The 18,962-nt window shown below is 60.9% G+C and carries 15 protein-coding genes and 1 pseudogene; 13 read left to right on the top strand and 3 right to left on the bottom strand.

Annotated features, from left to right (window positions below):
- Positions 1–39: 39 nt before the first annotated feature.
- From tssE to AB4N98_RS13050, 11 genes and pseudogenes are all read left to right on the top strand, one after another.
- Entirely contained in the window at positions 40–555 is a 516-nt protein-coding gene (gene tssE / locus AB4N98_RS13100; RefSeq protein ID WP_026067178.1) for a type VI secretion system baseplate subunit TssE, read from the top strand.
- Entirely contained in the window at positions 552–2,411 is a 1,860-nt protein-coding gene (tssF, locus tag AB4N98_RS13095; protein ID WP_017526781.1) for a type VI secretion system baseplate subunit TssF, read from the top strand. Before tssE ends, tssF begins: the two co-directional genes overlap by 4 nt.
- Complete coding sequence (gene tssG, locus AB4N98_RS13090) at positions 2,375–3,418, top strand: type VI secretion system baseplate subunit TssG (RefSeq protein WP_065879246.1); 1,044 nt, start codon at positions 2,375–2,377, stop codon at positions 3,416–3,418. The genes tssF and tssG overlap by 37 nt, the downstream gene beginning before the upstream one ends.
- Entirely contained in the window at positions 3,411–6,065 is a 2,655-nt protein-coding gene (gene tssH / locus AB4N98_RS13085) for a type VI secretion system ATPase TssH (protein WP_017526779.1), read from the top strand. Before tssG ends, tssH begins: the two co-directional genes overlap by 8 nt.
- A 157-nt stretch (positions 6,066–6,222) precedes the next feature.
- Entirely contained in the window at positions 6,223–8,163 is a 1,941-nt protein-coding gene (locus AB4N98_RS13080) for a type VI secretion system Vgr family protein (RefSeq protein WP_065879245.1), read from the top strand.
- A gap of 15 nt (positions 8,164–8,178) precedes the next feature.
- Positions 8,179–8,613 (top strand): DcrB-related protein, encoded by a 435-nt coding sequence (locus AB4N98_RS13075; RefSeq protein WP_065879244.1) that lies wholly within the window; start codon positions 8,179–8,181, stop codon positions 8,611–8,613.
- Positions 8,614–8,625: 12 nt separating this feature from the next.
- Positions 8,626–13,080 (top strand): RHS repeat-associated core domain-containing protein, encoded by a 4,455-nt coding sequence (locus AB4N98_RS13070; RefSeq protein WP_460062424.1) that lies wholly within the window; start codon positions 8,626–8,628, stop codon positions 13,078–13,080.
- A gap of 18 nt (positions 13,081–13,098) precedes the next feature.
- A complete protein-coding gene (locus tag AB4N98_RS13065; protein ID WP_017530588.1) occupies positions 13,099–13,698 on the top strand; it encodes a hypothetical protein in 600 nt (199 codons plus the stop codon).
- A gap of 152 nt (positions 13,699–13,850) precedes the next feature.
- Positions 13,851–14,084 (top strand): annotated as a pseudogene (locus AB4N98_RS13060) (hypothetical protein); the annotation flags it as partial.
- Between the two features lie 86 nt (positions 14,085–14,170).
- On the top strand, positions 14,171–14,641 hold the full coding sequence (locus AB4N98_RS13055) for a hypothetical protein (RefSeq protein ID WP_175404220.1): 471 nt from the start codon (positions 14,171–14,173) through the stop codon (positions 14,639–14,641).
- Positions 14,642–14,654: 13 nt separating this feature from the next.
- The gene (locus AB4N98_RS13050) at positions 14,655–15,317 is read left to right on the top strand and encodes a hypothetical protein (RefSeq protein WP_065879241.1); all 663 of its coding nucleotides are present in this window, start codon (positions 14,655–14,657) and stop codon (positions 15,315–15,317) included.
- A 126-nt stretch (positions 15,318–15,443) separates the two neighbouring features.
- On the opposite strand, the gene AB4N98_RS13045 is transcribed toward AB4N98_RS13050, so the two are convergent.
- The 3 genes from AB4N98_RS13045 to AB4N98_RS13035 form a co-directional block, all read right to left on the bottom strand.
- Complete coding sequence (locus AB4N98_RS13045; RefSeq protein WP_003176958.1) at positions 15,444–15,719, bottom strand: HU family DNA-binding protein; 276 nt, start codon at positions 15,717–15,719, stop codon at positions 15,444–15,446.
- A gap of 191 nt (positions 15,720–15,910) precedes the next feature.
- Positions 15,911–17,059, bottom strand: a complete 1,149-nt coding sequence (locus AB4N98_RS13040) for an NAD(P)/FAD-dependent oxidoreductase (protein WP_460149501.1) — start codon at positions 17,057–17,059, stop codon at positions 15,911–15,913.
- A 37-nt stretch (positions 17,060–17,096) separates the two neighbouring features.
- On the bottom strand, positions 17,097–17,264 hold the full coding sequence (locus tag AB4N98_RS13035; protein ID WP_017528588.1) for a rubredoxin: 168 nt from the start codon (positions 17,262–17,264) through the stop codon (positions 17,097–17,099).
- A gap of 196 nt (positions 17,265–17,460) precedes the next feature.
- On the opposite strand from AB4N98_RS13035, the gene AB4N98_RS13030 reads away from it, so the two are divergent.
- Both AB4N98_RS13030 and ubiA read left to right on the top strand, forming a co-directional pair.
- Complete coding sequence (locus AB4N98_RS13030; RefSeq protein ID WP_065879239.1) at positions 17,461–18,024, top strand: chorismate--pyruvate lyase family protein; 564 nt, start codon at positions 17,461–17,463, stop codon at positions 18,022–18,024.
- The gene (gene ubiA / locus AB4N98_RS13025) at positions 18,024–18,914 is read left to right on the top strand and encodes a 4-hydroxybenzoate octaprenyltransferase (protein WP_017528590.1); all 891 of its coding nucleotides are present in this window, start codon (positions 18,024–18,026) and stop codon (positions 18,912–18,914) included. Before AB4N98_RS13030 ends, ubiA begins: the two co-directional genes overlap by 1 nt.
- Positions 18,915–18,962: the final 48 nt, after the last annotated feature.

The following is an 18,962-nucleotide window of genomic DNA, read 5'->3' as shown; positions in this document are numbered from 1 at the left end:
ATTGTGTCCCTCTCGCAACCCGTCCGTGGAGCTGCTTTGGTGGTAACTGAAATCGCTTCCCGCGACCGTCTGCAACCGTCCCTGCTGGACCGGCTGACCGACGACGACCCGACCAACCCGAAGGAAAGCGCCGACAAACGCGTGCTGTCCCTGACCCAATTGAAAGCCTCGGTACTGCGCGACCTGGCGTGGCTGCTCAACACCACGTCGTTGCTCGATGCCGATGCCACGCTGCACACCCCGGCCGGCACCTCGGTGGTCAATTATGGCCTGCCGGCATTGGCGGGCAGCAGCGTCTCCAGCGTCGACATCAAGTCCCTGGAAGCCCTGATCTACCAGGCCATTGCGACGTTCGAGCCGCGCATCCTGCGCCACACGCTGCGCGTCAAAGCCCGCGTCGGCCAGGGCGAGATGAACCACAACGCCCTGAGTTTCGAGATCGAGGGCGACCTGTGGGCACAGCCGGTGCCGCTGCGCCTGCTGCTGCAAACCGACCTGGACCTGGAGTCCGGTCATGTGCGCGTGGTGAACGCCGATCAGCGGAGACGCCCATGAACCCGCGCCTGCTGGAGCTGTACAACCAGGAACTGCACCACGTGCGCGAAAGCGCCGCCGAGTTCGCCAAGGAATACCCGAAGATCGCCAGTCGGCTGACCCTGTCCGGTATGGACTGCGCCGACCCGTACGTCGAACGCTTGCTCGAAGGTTTCGCCTACCTCACCGCGCGCGTGCAACTCAAGCTCGACGCCGAATACCCGACCTTCACCCACAACCTGCTGGAAATCGCCTACCCGCACTACCTGGCGCCGACCCCGTCGATGACCGTGGTGCAACTGCAGACCGACCCCGATGAAGGCTCCCTGGCCAGCGGTTTCCCGCTGCCGCGCGACAGCGTATTGCGGGCCGCCCTGGGCCGCGAAACCCAGACCTGTTGCGAGTACCGCACCGCCCATCCGGTGACATTGTGGCCGTTGCAGGTCAGCAGCGCCGAATACTTCGGCAACCCCGCCACCGTACTCGGGCGCCTGGCCGCCAGCGAACCGAAAGCCAAGGCCGGCTTGCGCCTGACCCTGCGCACCGGCGCAGAATTACCGTTCAACAGCCTTGATCTGGACAACCTGCCGCTGTACCTCAGCGGTGCCGACGAGCAGCCGTTCCGCCTCTACGAACAATTGCTGGGCAATGCCTGCGCGGTGTTCGCGCGCAAGCCCGGTGGCGATTGGGTCGAGCGCTTGGGGCAAGACGCGTTGCGCTCCCGGGGCTTTGATGATGCCGACGCGGCCATGCCGGTGGTGGCGCGGGCGTTCCAGGGCTATCGGCTGTTGCAGGAATACTTCGCCCTGCCCCACCGCTACCTGTTCGTCGAATTCGCCGAACTGAGCCGTGCGGTCAAACGCTGCGACGGCCAGGAGCTGGAGCTGATCGTGCTGTTCGACCGCCACGAACCGAGCCTGGAAGGCAGCGTCGGCGCGGCGCAGTTCCTGCCGTTCTGCACGCCGGCGATCAACCTGTTCCCCAAGCGCGTGGACCGTATCCACTTGTCCGACCGGGTCAACGAACACCACGTCATCGCCGACCGCACGCGGCCAATGGATTTCGAGATCCACTCGTTGACCGGCCTTACCGGCCATGGCACCGGGCCGGAGCAACCGTTCTTGCCGTTCTACGCGGTACGCGACCCTTCGCGTTATGGCCGCGACCAGGCGTATTACACGGTGCGCCGCGAGCCGCGCGTGCTGTCCAGCGAGCAGCGTCGCAATGGCCCGCGCTCGACCTATGTGGGCAGCGAAACTTTTGTCAGCCTGGTGGACAGCCGCCAGGCGCCGTATGGCCATGACCTGCGCCAACTCGGTGTGACCGCGCTGTGTACCAATCGCGACCTGCCGCTGTTCATGAGCGTGGGCAACAGCAAGACCGACTTCACCCTGGCCGACAGCGCGCCGGTACTGGCCGTGCGTTGCGTCGCAGGCCCCAGCCGTCCGCGTGCCAGCCACGCCCATGACGCCAAGGCCTGGCGCCTGATCAGCCAGTTGTCGCTCAACTACCTGTCGTTGAGCGAGCAGGGCCAGGGCGCGGGCGCCTTGCGTGAATTGTTGCGCCTGTATGGCGACAGCAACGACGCGGCGCTGCAATTGCAGATCGAAGGCCTGCGCGAAGTCAGCAGCAAAGCGGTGACGCGACGCCTGCCGATGCCCGGCCCGATTGTGTTTGGGCGCGGCCTGGAAATTACCCTGGAATTCGATGAAAACGCGTTTCGCGGCACCGGCGTGTTCCTGCTCGGTGCGGTGCTGGAACGTTTCCTGGCACGCTACGTGTCGATCAACAGTTTTACCGAGACGGTGATCCGTACCACCGAACGCGGCGAGATCATGCGATGGAAAGCCAAGCCCGGACGTCGTCCGACCCTGTGAGTACCTTGGATGCAATGCATCAGGCGCCCTGGGAATACGATTTCTTCCAGGCGCTGCGGCGTATCGAGTGCGAATCGCCACACCTGCCGCGCCTGGGCCATTCCCTGCGCCTGGCCGATGATCCGCTGCGCCTGGGGCAACAGGCCGATTGCACCTTCGCCCCGGCGACCCTGGCCGCCGTCGACCCCGCTGGCGATGGCAAGCCGGCGCGGCTGGAGCAGTTCTTCTTCGGCCTTGGCGGCCCCAACGGCCCGCTTCCGCTGCACATCACCGAATACGTGCGCGAGCGCCAGCGCAACAACGCCGACAGCACCAGCAAGCAGTTCCTGGACGTGTTCCACCATCGCCTGCTCAGCCTGTTTTACCGGGCCTGGGCCGAGGCGCGGCCGACGGTCAGCCACGACCGCCCGGACGATGACTATTGGTCCGCGCGCCTCGCCGCCTTGAGTGGCCGGGGCATGCCGAGCCTGCTCAACCAAGGGCTGATTCCCGACACCGCGAAGCTGCATTACAGCGGCCACCTGTCGGCGCAGACCCGCTACCCGGACGGCCTCAAGGCGATTCTCAGCGAGTATTTCGGCCTGCCGGTGGAGATCGAAGAATACGTCGGCCAATGGCTGGAGCTGCCCGAGCGCAGCCGCGTGGGCGTAAGCGCCAACCGCCTGGGCGTGGACTTTTGCCTGGGTAGCCATGTGTGGGACCGCCAGCATAAATTCCGCATCCGCCTGGGCCCGCTCACGCTGGAAGACTACATGGGCATGCTGCCCGGCCATCAGCCATTCAACGAGCTGGTGGCGTGGGTGGCCGAGTACCTGGGCCATGAATTGGACTGGGACTTGAACCTGGTTTTGCAACAACCTGAAGTCCCGGCACTGCAACTCAACGGCCAGTTTCGCCTGGGCTTCAATACCTGGCTCGGTAAACCTGAGCATGACGCCAACGACCTAATCCTGGCCCGGCACTACGCCGATCAAGCCACCACCTCAAGGAATCCAGAGCATGGGTGAAATCAGTCGCGCCGCACTGTTCGGCAAACTCAACAGCGTGGCCTACAAGGCCATCGAAGCCGCCACCGTGTTCTGCAAACTGCGGGGCAACCCGTATGTGGAACTGGCGCATTGGTTCCACCAGTTGCTGCAACTGCAAGACTCGGACCTGCACCGCATCATTCGCCAGTTCAACCTGGAACCGGCACGCCTGGCCCGCGACCTCACTGAAGCGCTGGACCGCCTGCCGCGCGGCTCGACGTCGATCACCGACCTGTCGTCCCACGTGGAAGAAGCGGTTGAACGCGGCTGGGTGTACGGCAGCCTGATGTTCGGCGAAAGCCAGGTACGCACCGGTTATCTGGTGCTGGGCATTCTCAAGACGCCGAGCCTGCGCCATGCGCTGCTGGGCTTGTCGTCGGAGTTCGACAAGATCAAGGCCGAGGCCCTGAGCGAACGTTTTGACGAATACGTCGGCGACTCGCCGGAAAATGCCCTGAGCGCCAGCGACGGCTTCAATGCCGGAGTTCCAGGCGAAGCCAGCGGCGCCATGGCGCCGAGCGCGATGGGCAAGCAGGAAGCGCTCAAGCGCTTTACCGTGGACCTGACCGAACAGGCCCGCACAGGCAAGCTCGACCCGATCGTGGGCCGCGACGAAGAGATCCGCCAACTGGTGGACATTCTCATGCGTCGGCGCCAGAACAACCCGATCCTCACCGGTGAAGCCGGTGTGGGCAAGACCGCCGTGGTTGAAGGCTTCGCCCTGCGCATCGTCGCCGGCGACGTACCGCCTGCGCTCAAAGACGTAGAGCTGCGCAGCCTGGATGTGGGCCTGCTGCAAGCCGGCGCCAGCATGAAAGGCGAGTTCGAACAGCGCCTGCGCCAGGTCATCGAAGACGTGCAGGCTTCGCCCAAGCCGATCATTCTGTTTATCGACGAAGCCCACACCCTGGTGGGTGCCGGTGGCGCCGCCGGTACCGGTGACGCTGCCAACCTGCTCAAACCCGCTCTCGCCCGTGGCACCTTGCGCACCGTGGCCGCCACCACCTGGGCCGAGTACAAAAAACACATCGAAAAAGACCCGGCGCTGACCCGTCGTTTCCAGGTGGTACAGGTCGCCGAGCCGTCGGAAGACAAAGCCCTGCTGATGATGCGCGGCGTGGCCTCGACCATGGAAAAACACCACCAGGTGCAGATTCTCGATGAAGCCCTGGAAGCCTCGGTGAAGCTGTCGCACCGCTATATTCCGGCGCGTCAGTTGCCGGACAAATCCGTGAGCCTGCTGGACACCGCTTGCGCCCGCGTCGCCATCAGCCTGCACGCAGTGCCGGCGGAGGTGGACGACAGCCGCCGCCGCATCGAAGCGCTGGAAACCGAGCTGCAAATCATCGCCCGCGAGCATGCGATCGGCATCGCCATTGGTGCGCGCCAGAGCAACAGCGAAGCGTTGCTGAGCGCCGAGCGCGAGCGCCTGGCCACGCTGGAAAGCCGCTGGGCCGAAGAGAAAACCCTGGTTGACGAGCTGCTCGCCACCCGCGCGACCCTGCGTGAAAAAGCCGGCGTGGTGGACAGCGGCAGCGACCAATTGCGTACGCAATTGGTCGACCTGCAACAGCGCCTCACCGCGCTGCAAGGCGAAACCCCGTTGATCCTGCCGACCGTGGATTACCAGGCCGTGGCCTCGGTGGTCGCCGACTGGACCGGCATTCCGGTGGGCCGCATGGCGCGCAACGAGCTGGAAACCGTGCTCAACCTCGACCAGCACCTGAAAAAACGCATCATCGGCCAGGACCACGCCTTGCAGATGATCGCCAAGCGCATCCAGACCTCGCGCGCCGGCCTCGACAACCCGAGCAAGCCGATTGGCGTGTTCATGCTGGCCGGCACCTCCGGCGTGGGCAAGACCGAAACCGCCCTGGCCCTGGCCGAAGCCATGTACGGCGGCGAGCAGAACGTGATCACCATCAACATGAGCGAGTTCCAGGAAGCCCACACGGTGTCGACCCTCAAGGGCGCGCCACCGGGCTATATCGGCTACGGCGAAGGCGGCGTGCTGACCGAAGCGGTGCGGCGCAAGCCCTACAGCGTGGTGCTGCTGGACGAAGTGGAAAAAGCCCACCCGGACGTGCATGAGATTTTCTTCCAGGTGTTCGACAAGGGCGTGATGGAAGACGGCGAAGGCCGGGTGATCGACTTCAAGAACACCCTGATCCTGCTGACCACCAACGCCGGTACCGAGCTGATCTCGCACGTGTGCAAGGACCCGGCGAACATCCCCGAGCCGGAAGAAATCGCCAAGGCACTACGCCAGCCGCTGCTGGAAATCTTCCCGCCGGCCCTGCTCGGGCGTCTGGTGACCATCCCGTACTACCCGCTGAGCGACGAGATGCTCAAGGCGATTACCCGCCTGCAGCTCAACCGCATCAAAAAGCGCGTGGAGAACACCCACAAGGTGGCCTTCGACTACGACGACGCGGTGGTCGACCTGATCGTCTCGCGCTGCACCGAAACCGAAAGCGGCGGGCGCATGATCGACACCATCCTCACCAACAGCCTGCTGCCGGACATGAGCCGCGAGTTCCTCACGCGCATGCTCGAAGGCAAGGCGTTGGCGGGGGTGCGCATCGGCAGCCGGGATAACGAATTGCACTACCAGTTCAACGATTGACCTGACAGAACACGGCTCAAATGTGGGAGGGGGCTTGCTCCCGATTGCGGTGTCTCAGTGGATAGAGCAGGTAACTGATTCACCGCCATCGGGGGCAAGCCCCCTCCCACACTTGAATTCGGTTTCGTCAGTTATTCAGCAATTTACGGGTTAACCGATGCTATTCAACCAAGCCTCACGCCTGGCCAAGATCAACAGCCCCCTCGGGCCGGATGTGCTGCTGCTCAATGAAATGGGCGGCGGCGAAGAGCTGGGGCGGCTGTTCAACTATGAGCTGCAGCTGACGTCCCTGAACGCCAACATCGACCTCAACCAGTTGCTGGGCAAGCCGATGAGCGTCGGCCTGCAACTGGCGGACGGCGGCGAACGGCACTTCCACGGTATCGTCGCGCGTTGCAGCCAGAACATCGACCAGGGCCAATTCGCCAGTTACCAGGTGACGCTGCGCCCGTGGTTCTGGCTGCTGAGCCGCACCTCGGACTGCCGGATTTTCCAGAACCTGAGCATCCCGCAGATCATCAAGCAGGTGTTCCGCGACCTGGGGTTTTCCGACTTCGAAGACGCCCTGAGCCGGCCTTACCGCGAGTGGGAATACTGCGTGCAGTACCGCGAGACCAGCTTCGATTTCGTCAGCCGGTTGATGGAACAGGAAGGCATCTACTACTACTTCCGCCATGAACAGGACCGTCACGTGCTGGTACTGGCCGACGCCTATGGCGCCCACACCACGGTGCCGGGCTATGCGTCGATCCCGTATTACCCCAAGGACGAGCAACAGCGCGAACGCGACCATATGCACAACTGGCACCTGGCGCAGGAGGTGCAGCCGGGTTCGCTGGAGCTTAACGACTACGACTTCCAGCGCCCCAGCGCGAGCATCGACGTGCGCTCGGCCATGCCGCGCCCGCACACCGCCGGCGACTACCCGCTGTACGACTACCCCGGCACCTACGTGCAAAGCGCCGACGGCGAACACTACGCACGCACCCGTATCGAAGCCCTGCAAACCTTGCATGAGCAGATTGAGTTCGCCGGCAATGCCCGCGGCCTCGGCTCCGGTCATCTGTTCAGCCTCACCGGCTTCAGCCGCCAGGACCAGAACCGCGAATACCTGATCGTCGGCTGCCGCTACTACATCGTCCAGGAAAGCCTGGAAAGCGGCGGCGGTTCAGGCTCGGCGCAGTTTGAAAGCAGCCTGACCTGCATCCCCGCGCAACAAAGCTACCGCACCCTGCCCACCACCCATCGGCCGGTGGTCAAAGGCCCGCAGACCGCCCTGGTCGTTGGCCCCAAAGGCGAAGAAATCTGGACCGACCAGTACGGTCGCGTGAAGGTGCATTTTTACTGGGACCGTCACGACCAATCCAACGAAAACAGCTCGTGCTGGATTCGCGTGTCACAATCCTGGGCCGGCAAGAACTGGGGCTCCATGCAGATCCCACGGATCGGCCAGGAAGTGATTGTCAGCTTCCTCGAAGGCGACCCCGACCGGCCGATCATCACAGGGCGGGTGTACAACGCCGAGCAGACGGTGCCTTACGATTTGCCCGAGAACGCGACCCAGAGCGGCATGAAAAGCCGTTCGAGCAAAGGCGGCACGCCGGCCAACTTCAATGAAATCCGCATGGAGGACAAGAAGGGCCTGGAGCAGTTGTACATCCATGCCGAGCGTAATCAGGACATTGTGGTGGAGGTGGATGAGAGCCATTCGGTGGGGCATGACCGCAATAAGAGCATTGGGCATAACGAGACGGTGACCATCGGCAACAACCGCCTGCGCATCGTCAAGCAGGAAGACATCCTCTCGGTGGGCCAGCGCAAGACCGACAGCATCAGCCAGAGCTATGTAATCGAGGTGGGCGAAAACCTGCGCCTGGTCTGCGGCGAAAGCATCCTGGAGTTGAATGCCAGCGGGCAGATCAACCTCACCGGCGTGAACATCAGCTTCTATGCCAGCGGCGACGCCGAGTTCAATACCAAGGGCGTGCTGCACCTTAATAACGGCGGCGGCCCTGGCGCCACGCCCGATGGACAGGGCCAGAAAGCCAGCATCGACGCCAATATCAAAGCCGCGTTCCCCGCGCCGAAAAGCTCCTGACGAGACCCGTTTGCCATGACGTACCGAATCAACGAATTCCAGTTCCAACTGCCGGCGAGCGAGCTGCAGGACGCGACGATCAATATCCTCAAATTCCCTGAGCTGGGCACATCCCTGATCGTCAGCCGCAGCCTGCTGGCCGACGGCGAAACCCTGCACAGCAACTTCAACGACCAACTCCAGCGCCTGGAAAAACAAGTGCAGGAGCTGCGCTATCAACCGGGCGTGGACGTGCGCTTGGGCGCCGCGCAGGAAGTGGAAGGCATCGAGCTGCGCAGCCAGTTCAACAAGGGCAACGACAAGGTGTTCCAGTATCAGCTGGCGCTGGTGATACCGGGCACGCGCAAGATGCTCGCCTTGAGTTATGTGAAGGCGGACAAGCTTGGGGATGCCGAGGCGGCGCATTGGGCGTTGATTAAAAATTCGCTGTCGTTCGACGCTATTTCCTGATGAGTTGCCCGCATGTCTGACGCACTCTGGGCCGCCCGCATGGGCGATGCGCTCTCCCATACTTCGATGATGGCCGACATCCTCGGCGGTGTGCTGGAAGTGGCGGCTAACATCGCGATAACGGCAGTGGCGACTGCGGCGGTGGTTGCCGCCACCGGGATTACCGTGGCCACTGGCGGGCTCGGTTGTTTCCTGCTGGGCGCCGTGGTGGGCACGGTTGTCGGCCTGGCCATGAGCAAGACCGGCGCGGACAAAGGCTTATCGAATTTATGCGAGAGCTTCAGCAACGCCCTGTTTCCGCCCACGGTACAGGCGAACATCCTCACCGGTTCAACCAACACCCTGACCAATAACATTCCGGCCGCGCGCGCCGCCGGGGCGATCACCTCTCACGTCGCACCCGCCGGCACTGAGCTGGAAGAGCCCGCGCCCGAGCCGGAAGCCAGCTTCCTGGACATGGCCGAGAGTTTCTTCTCGCAGATGTGGCGCCCCACGGTGGCCACGCCCGCCCCCGGCGCCGAACCCAAGCCGCTGGATCAGGTGACGTGCACAAAGCATCCGCCGATGCCGCCGCAGTTTCTGGCCGAGGGTTCGGAAAAAGTCACCATCAATGGCCAACCGGCGGTGCGCAGCGGTGACCGCAGCACCTGCGATGCAACGGTGGTCTCGTCGGGGCTGGTCTCCTCCAACGTGACCATTGGCGGCGGCTCGGTGGTGGTGCGTGAGATTCGCAGCGGCAAGACACCGGGCGTCGGGCTGGCGGTGACGGCTTTGTTGATGCTCAAGGGCGGCAAGGGCAAGTTCTTCAGCAAGTTGCCCTGCATGTTGATCGGCGGCGCGGCTTCGATGGCCGTCAGCAGTGCGATGGGGGCGATGGCCAACGCGGCGATGGGCTCGTCGAACCCGGTGCATGCGGCCACCGGCGCCAAGGTGTTGGGCGGCGATGATGAGTTGGACTTCGTGTTGCCTGGCATCCTGCCGATTGATTGGCAGCGTTTCTACAACAGCCGTGACGAACGCACAGGCAGTTTGTTCGGCGCGGGTTGGAGCGTGCCGTATGAGGTGTGCGTCGAAGTTCGTCCACATCCCGAGGGCGGCGAAACGCTGGTGTACACCGATGAGCAGGGGCGCCCTATCGACATGGGCTACATCCCTTTGGGTGGCGCGGTGTTCAGTGCCGGTGAAGGGCTGGCCGTGCGGCGACACCTCAATGGGCAGTTACTGATCGAAAGCGATGACGGGCTGTATCGCTTGTTTGAACCCTCTGCCAGCCCGGCGTTGCTGCGCCTCAGCCAGCTCGGCGACCGTAACGACAACCGCATTCACGTCGATTATGACGACGCCGGGCGGCTGATCCGGCTGCGCGATACGTTCGATCTGGTGCAAGTGGAGTTGATCCGCGATCAAGGCCACGTGGTGCGGCTCGAACGGCTGTACCCCGACCAGCGCCGCGAAGTGCTGGTCAGCTACGGCTACGACGCTATCGGCAACCTGGCTGAGGTCCGCGATGCCACCGGCCAGGTGCAGCGGCGCTTCAGCTACGATGCCGGCGGGCGCATGGTGGAGCACCAGTTGCCCGCTGGATTGCGCTGTTTTTACGAATGGGCCTTGGTTGAAGACGTGGAATGGCGCGTGGTCCGGCACTGGACCGACGAAGGTGACGCCTACCAGTTCGACTACGACTTGCAGGCCGGTATCACGCGAATTACCGACGGCTTGCAACGCGTCAGTACCCGCCACTGGAACACCCGGCACCAGATCGTTCGGTACAGCGATAACCTCGGGCAAACCTGGCTGTTCGAGTGGAACGACGAGCGCCAATTGCTCAGTGCCACCGATCCGCAGGGTGGTCGCTTTGAATACAGCTACGATGAAGCCGGCAACCTGATCGGCGAGACTGACCCGCTTGGCCGCAGCGAATCCACTACGTGGCTTGAGCATTGGGCTTTACCAGTATCTGGCACGGACAGCGAAGGCAACACCTGGCACTTACGTTATGACCAGCGAGGTAACTGCATTGCTGAAACGGACCCGCAGGGTCGTGTTTCGCAGTATCGCTATGACGATCACGGGCAGTTGGTGGAGGTCATCGACGCAGCGGGAAAAAGCAAAAGGATGCGCTGGAACCCATTCGGTCAACTTATTGAACATATTGACTGTTCAGGTTACCCGACACGTTTCAAGTATGACGAAAGAGGCTATTTGCAGGCTGTCACCGATGCATTGGGTGAGCGCACAACCTTTGTTTACGATCCAAGGGGCCTATTGCTGAGTACTCAGCTACCTGACGGGCGCATTGAACACTTTCAACGCGATACTAGCGGTCAATTGATCGCGCATACCGACTTCTCCGGACACTCTACGTACTATCAACGCAATCGCCAGGGACAGGTCAGCCAGCGGCTTGATGCGCATGGCCGCCAAGTCAACTTTGAATACGACAGCTATGGCCGCCTTAGAGCTCTGCGCAACGAAAACGGTGAACGGTACCGTTTCGCCTGGGATGCCAACGACCGCGTGGCCGAACAACAGGACCTGGACGGTAGCGTGCGCCGTTATCATTACGACGCACTGAACAACATCAAACGGATGGAAACTATTCCTGCCCCTCTGGGCAGCGGAATGGCATCAGTCGCTGTAACTCCCGAAGCACCCATAGTGCATTGCTTTGAGCGCGACGCCGTCGGCCGTCTGCGGGTCAAGATCACTGATGATGGACGAACGGAATACACCTACGACTCGCTGGATCGACTCAAGGCCGTCACATTTACCGACCATGCCGGCAGGCAACAAGCGATCAACTTTGACTACGACAGCGTTGGTCAACTGATCGAAGAGAAAAGCGCGACTGGCGCCCTGAAACATAATTACGACGAGCTCGGCAACCTGAGCCAGACTCTTCTGCCCGACGGACGTTGGCTCAATCGCTTGCATTACGGCAGTGGGCACCTCCATCAAATAAATCTCGACGGCCAGGTGATCAGTGACTTCGAGCGCGACCGCTTGCACCGCGAAGTACTGCGTACCCAAGGACATCTCAGCACGCGTCATCACTATGACCGTTGTGGGCGGTTGCGCTCCCGCGAACGAGGCCAGATCGCTCGGGCATCGGTACTTCCTGCTGCGGTACAAAAGCAATTCGAGTATGACCCCAGCGACAATCTGATTGGCAAGCTCGAACAGACGCCGAGCGGCCAACGCAGGCACCTGCTGCATTACGATGCAACCGACCGGGTGGTCGCCAGCCAAGACAATCTCGTGGGCCAACGCGAAACCTATACCTATGATGCGGCTGCGAACCTTCTCGATGCCGCGCAACCGGGTGCAGGACTGATACAACACAACAAGGTCCTGACGTATCAGGACAAACGCTATCGTTATGATGGTTTTGGTCGAATGATCGAAAAACGTAGCGCAAATCGCGGCATCCAACGCTTTGTCTATGACGCCGAACATCGCTTGACTGAGGTCCACAATGAGCACGGCGGGCAGCGGTCTGTCGTAAAAATGACCTACGACCCTATAGGACGAAGAACTGCCAAGGCGACCTACGACGGGAATGGCTATTTGTTGAGCGAAACCCGCTTTACCTGGGATGGACTGCGCCTGCTTCAAGAACACAAGCACGCCCAGACCAGCCTCTACATATACGGGGACGACAGCCACGAGCCTCTCGCTCGCGTTGATGGCAGTGGTACCCAGCAGAAAGTTCGCTATTACCACAATGATCTCAACGGCCTGCCCGAACTGCTCTCTGAAGCTGAAGGCCAGACCGTCTGGCAAGCCAGCTATCAAATTTGGGGAAATACGGTTCAAGAAATCCGTGAACCCTACTACATCGAAGAACAAAACCTGAGGTTTCAGGGCCAGTATCTGGATCGTGAAACCGGCTTGCATCACAACATATTCCGTTTCTACGATCCGGATATCGGCCGTTTCACTACCCCCGATCCTATCGGCCTCGCAGGGGGCCTGAACCTTTACCTGTACTCAACAAATCCGCTGACCTGGATCGACCCCTACGGCTTGAATCCTGAGGATTTGATACGTTACAAACCCAAGGCTTCCGTTACCCCGAAAGCAGGTGGCCGCGGTACGGCAATCAATAGAGCATGGGGCGAAGAACGGGATCTGGTTCTACGTGGTGGGGGCTCACGAAACTGGACAGATGAAGAACGCGAGCTGATCAAAAATACAAAGAGTAACGCCCGCCTGAACTCAAAGATGTCCAAAGCAGGTTACACCGGTCACCATATCAACAGCGTCGAAGGTAATGGCGCCTTAGGCAAGGCCTGGAAAGGTGACCCGAGGAACATTGTTTTCTTGCAAAACTCGAGACACCCAAGTGGTGTGGATGAACATTTGAACAGCCCTCAAGGGCACCGAAAAAATTATGCCAACTCAGGCAAAGGCCGATTGATCGACCGTCTTAGAACACCCGGCAGAAAAGCCGGCTGCGGTAAATAATTTCCATTGGAGAAGAACATGAGCGCCCTTGACAACGCATTTAAAGAGTTGCGCCGCGTCCACAAAAAATTCGATATCGAAGGTAGCTTCGAAAAAAGCAGCCATGCCAACGCAAAATGGCCGCAGACGTTACCGCGCTCGGCAGAAACCGACTATTTCTACGATAACTGTGAGCCAGTTGATGTTGAAGTTGAAACCGGTTTGACGCCGATCTGCTTCTTCAACTTGAGCACTTTGGAAGACGGCCAAGTTGGCTATAAATGGGACGGCGATTCGAACAAGACCCAGGTAAATGGGAATTGGCCTGCTCAGTATCTGGTTTTCATGGATGACATTGGCGGCGGAAAACCGGTTATCGCCGTCACGGATACTGCCGGGACTCCAGTGTGGGCGAGCTACGATGTCGTCAAGCCGTTCAAGATTGCCGATTCCCTCGCTGATTTCCTCCTGGCATTCGCCAAAACTATCGAAATTGTTCATGGAAAATTCGACATTTTTGACATTTACAACGATGACGACGAGCTTTCCCCCAAGTTTGTAAAATTGCTGACCAAGGAAGTGAGCCCGTTGCTAGGTGAGGAAAACTTCGAACGCTTCTTCGATTACTTCTACGGCTAAGAAAGGTTGTGCCAAAGACAATGTACGGCCTGTCGATTGCCTTGAAGATTCGCGCATGAAAACAACGTTGATGAGCATGCCTTAACCACACGATGGCAGCTGATTGACTATGGAAAGTCTCAATAGAATCGGCACATCCCTGAGCACCACGCATGTCTGACGCACTCTGGGCCGCCCGCATGGGCGATGCGCTCTCCCATACTTCGATGATGGCCGACATCCTCGGCGGTGTGCTGGAAGTGGCGACTAACATCGCGATAACGGCAGTGGCGACTGCGGCGGTGGTTGCCGCCACCGGGATTACCGTGGCCACTGGCGGGCTCGGTTGTTTCCTGCTGGGCGCCGTGGTGGGCACGGTTGTCGGCCTGGCCATGAGTTTGCGTGGGATGCAGGGGATCGGCTGACCGAGCAGCAAGACCTGGATGGCAGCGCCAAGCGCTACCGCTACGATCCGCTGGACAATGTGATTGCGGTGACCGCTGTTCCGGCCCCGTATGGCAGTGGTTTGGCCGTCGTTCCCGAGATACCGCCCGCGCCCATCGTCCATCGGCTGGAGCGCGACGCCCTTGGCCAGTTGCTCACCGAACAGAGCTCGGCGGGCGGCCTGCACCACCACTACGACGTGGTCGGCGCATCGCTAAAACCGAACATGACAGCAACGGTTATCCGTTGGGTGAAACCCGCTTTGATTGGCAGGGCTTGCGCCTGCGGCAAGAGCATCGGCATAGCCAGACCAGCCATGGTGCATGCCGAGGAGAATCGTTTGCGGCGCGCTCGTGGGATGGGACCCAATCAAATGCTTAAGCGCGGGAAGCTGGAGATTCGCCTCATGTCCCAAGCCATACACAACTCACTGGTCAAAACCGGCATCATCACGCAACAACAAGTGAGGACGGCGAGGCGCTCTGCCACGTCATTCGCCAAACGAAAAGGTTGTTTCTAAAGGATCACCGGCTATGGGTATCAATCAAATTATCCTCTCAGGGCAAGACCATAACCTTGGACAAATAGGCGGAGGTGCGTGGCTTACAGACCTTGAGTTGTGGCCTAAAGACCCGCAGACCGGTCAGCTTATGCTGCCGGTGATTACGATGACCTCAACGTTCTTGGACGTCCCATTCATACCCTCCGGGATGGCGCTTACTGCGTTCGTCTCCGTTGAGCGAACTGACGAAACGTACACACGATCGTCTGTACGAAAGTTGACTGTTCATCAACAAAGCGAGATGGAAAAGCTCCAACTTGGCCATAGTCAAGTTCTGCTTCACGCACTGGCGACTTCCGAACTCACACCCGCTGCGTTGGTTGATCCAATCCCGCGAACGTATATTGCCCAGCAACCGTTCACTCCCGAACAAATGGAGGAAGAATTGGAAGACCTGGACAGTGGCGCGAGTATCAGCAAGGCCCTTGGGCGCCCCGCATGGTTGCAAGACCCTTTGTATGAAAGCCCTCGCTACTATTTCTTGGCTCAACTCACCGACGCCGACATTGCAAAAATCAGCCCTAGTCACGAAGGAATATTCGGTGGAGGTATCGGCTATGTGTTCGCCGATAATCGAGCGAAAAAGCTGAAGGAAGGGGATGTGGGCGGCTATTTCCTAGTTCAATTCACCTGAGAATGCGATTAGGCGGGCTGGCTTAATCCGGCATACGCATCAGTACCCAACAAAAAAGGGCACCCGACCCAATCGGCGTGCCCATCTTCTTTACCGCCCCGCCTCCCTTCGAGACGGTACTGCGCGTTACGCGTTAACGGTATCTTTCAGCGATTTACCCGGCTTGAACGCAACCGTATTGCTCGCCTTGATTTTCACTGGCTCACCGGTTTGCGGGTTTTTGCCAGTGCGGGCGCCGCGGTGGCGTTGCAGGAAGGTGCCGAAACCTACCAGGGTGACGCTGTCCTTGCGGTGCAGGGCGCCGGTGATTTCTTCAAGAACGGCGTTGAGGACGCGGTTGGCCTGCTCTTTGGTGAGATCCGCTTTTTCAGCGATGGCGGCTGCGAGTTCTGGTTTACGCATATGTGAAGCCTCTTTGACGGTTTTTTGTTGTTATGTCCGTGCCACTCTCTGACGGAGCGGCGCCCAAAGCGCCGCAGGCTCTACTCTGCGGCAGACGGGAATGAGGATGGCATGCCGCCGGACGCCGCGCCAGTCTCGCGGCGACCTTTCTGAGGTGAAAAACATGCTTATTCCGACAGAACGACCGGTATTTACGCCAACAACGGCGGAAGTTCTTTATTGAGTGCCAGTTTTTCCATCACGGCCGCGCCGGTCAGCGCATAACCCAGCAAGCGGCCACTGGCGTCGCGGCACAGGGCCTTGATGTCGGCGCCTTGGCCTTCGACGCTCCATACACCCTCGGTGCCGCGTGGCGGGGGCGAGACCACCAGCGGGCAGGCCGGGGTTTTCACGGTGACGGGCATGGGGCCGTAGCTGACGGCGGTGGCGTTGCCGGCCAGGGTCTGGGCCAGGGCACGGGCGCAGGTCATCAGGGGCATGACATACAGCAGGTTCAAGCCGTCGACCTCGGCGCAGTCGCCCAGGGCGTAGATATTGGCGTGGGAGGTCTTGAGGTGGCGGTCCACCATGATGCCGCGGTTGGTTTGCAGGCCGGCGGCGGCGGCCAGGTCGGTGCGCGGACGCAGGCCGATGGCCGAGACCACCAGGTCGCAGGGGATCACTTTACCGTCCGAAAGATGGGCTTCAAGCCCGTTTGCCGTGCGTTGCAGACGGTTGAGCACCGGCCCCAGGTGGAAACGCGCGCCCAGGCTTTCCAGCCCGGCCTGCACGGCCGCGGCCGCCGCCGGGTGCAGCAGGGTCGGCATGACTTGCTCGCAGGGTGCAACCAGGTCGACTTCATAGCCGCCAAGCATCAGGTCGTTGGCGAATTCACAGCCGATCAGGCCGGCGCCGAGCAGCAGCACCCGGCGCTTGCCGGCTGCGGCGGTGCGAAAGCGCGCGTAGTCTTCGAGGTCGTTGATCGGGAAAATCAGTTCAGCCGCATCGCCCTCGACGGGCACCTGTACGGTCTGGGCGCCCCAGGCCAGGACCAAGTCGCGGTAAACCACCGCTTCCTCGCCGATCCACAGGCGCTTGTGGCCCGGGTCAATGCCGCTGACACGCGTGTGGGTGCGCACTTCGGCCTTGAGTTGCTCGGCCATGGCGCCCGGTTCAGCCATGCTCAGGCCGTCAGCTTCCTTGTTTTTGCCAAAGCCGGTGGAGAGCATGGGCTTGGAGTAGGAACGCCCGTCATCCGCGGTGATCAGCAGCAAGGGGGTTTCGCTGTCGAGCTTGCGAAACTCCCGGGCCACGTTGTAACCGGCCAGTCCTGTGCCGATGATCACGACAGGTGCGTTCATTCCATTCTCCTTGTAGTACGTTTCTCAAATGTTCAGATCAGCCGATTTCGATCATTTCGAAATCCATCTTGCCCACGCCGCAGTCTGGGCACAGCCAGTCGGCCGGCACATCTTCCCAGCGCGTGCCTGGCGCAATTCCGTCATCCGGCCAGCCGTCTGCTTCGTTGTAAATAAGGCCACAGACGATACATTGCCACTTCTTCATTACTTGCTTCCTCAGGGTCCAGGCAGATTGGCCGGCGGTCGATGGATCCAGCGTTGCCGCACGGCTCAGGGCGTTTTGTACTGATCGGGGGCGCCAGATGCAAGCCTGATCGACGCAAGGCGCCGGTTCTGCCCGGCAAAAGTCCAAGGTGCCATGGTAAGCTCGCCGCCTCTTTTGCCGCCCATACTGACTCACCGTGCCGCATTCAATCGCCCTTCCCGATGCTTGCCGATGGCTGACCCAGAGCCGTCTGAGCCCTCTTCCCGCGCCTTTGGCCCTTGCCTGGCTGTTCGATGAAGGCTCGCTGACGCGACGGCTGACGCGGCTGTCAAACGATGGCTTCAGCGTGACGCCACTGTTCGAAGGCTGGCAGCCGCTGCGGGACGATGAGTGTGCCGCCCTTGAGCTCGCCCCGGCCACGGTAGGCTGGGTACGCGAAGTGTATTTGCGCGGGCATGGCCAGCCGTGGGTATTTGCCCGAAGCGTCGCATCACGCAGTGCCTTGCAGGGCGACGGCTTGCATATGGACGAACTGGGCAGCCGTTCGCTGGGGGAGTTGCTGTTCTGCGACCGCGCATTCACCCGGCGGGCGATCGAAGTGTGCCGTTATCCCCGGCATTGGCTGCCGACCGCCGACCAGGCCGACGAACTATGGGCCCGCCGCTCGCGCTTCGACCGTGGGGGGCTGAGCGTGCTGGTGGCGGAGATCTTCCTGCCGGGCTTCTGGCAGGCGCTGCATGACCATCCGGAGAACTGCTGATGTATCAACGCTTGCTCAAGTCCTTGAACCGCTTGAACCCCAGGGCCTGGGACTTTATTCAGTTGACACGCATGGACAAGCCCATCGGCATTTACCTGTTGCTGTGGCCTACGCTGTGGGCGCTGTGGATTGCCGGCAAGGGCTCGCCGTCGCTGGCTAATATCGTGATTTTCGTGCTGGGCGTGATACTCACCCGGGCCGGCGGCTGCGTGATCAACGACTGGGCCGATCGCAAGGTCGACGGCCATGTAAAGCGCACGGCACAACGCCCGTTGGCCAGCGGCAAGATCAGTTCAAAAGAGGCGCTGGTGTTCTTTGCGCTGCTGATGGGCATCAGTTTCCTGCTGGTATTGCTCACCAACGCCACCACCATCCTGCTGTCCCTTGGCGGCCTGGCGCTAGCGGCAAGCTACCCGTTCATGAAGCGCTACACCTATTACCCGCAGGTGGTGCTGGGCGCAGCGTTTTCCTGGGGCATGCCGATGGCGTTTACCGCCCAAACCGGTGATCTGCCGGCCACCGCATGGCTGTTGTACATCGCCAACCTGTTGTGGACGGTGGGTTATGACACTTATTACGCCATGACCGACCGCGACGACGACTTGAAGATCGGCGTGAAATCCACCGCAATTCTGTTCGGCGATGCCGACCGGGTGATCATCCTCACGTTGCAGGGCCTGGCGCTGGTGTGCCTGTTGCTGGCGGGCGTGCGGTTTGAGCTGGGCGGCTGGTTCCACCTGGGGCTGCTGGCGGCGGCGGGCTGTTTTGCGTGGGAGTTCTGGTATACCCGCGACAGGGACCGCATGAAGTGCTTCAAGGCGTTTTTACACAACCACTGGGCGGGGTTGGCGATTTTTGTCGGGATTGTGGTGGATTACGCGGTTCGCTGAGGTTTTGCAGTGCCTGGTCGGACCTCATCGGGGGCAAGCCCCCTCCCA

The sequence above is a fragment of the Pseudomonas sp. S3_E10 genome, assembly GCF_054667615.1.
Note: the sequence above shows the minus strand (reverse complement) of the source record. Positions and strands in the feature narration are given on the sequence as shown.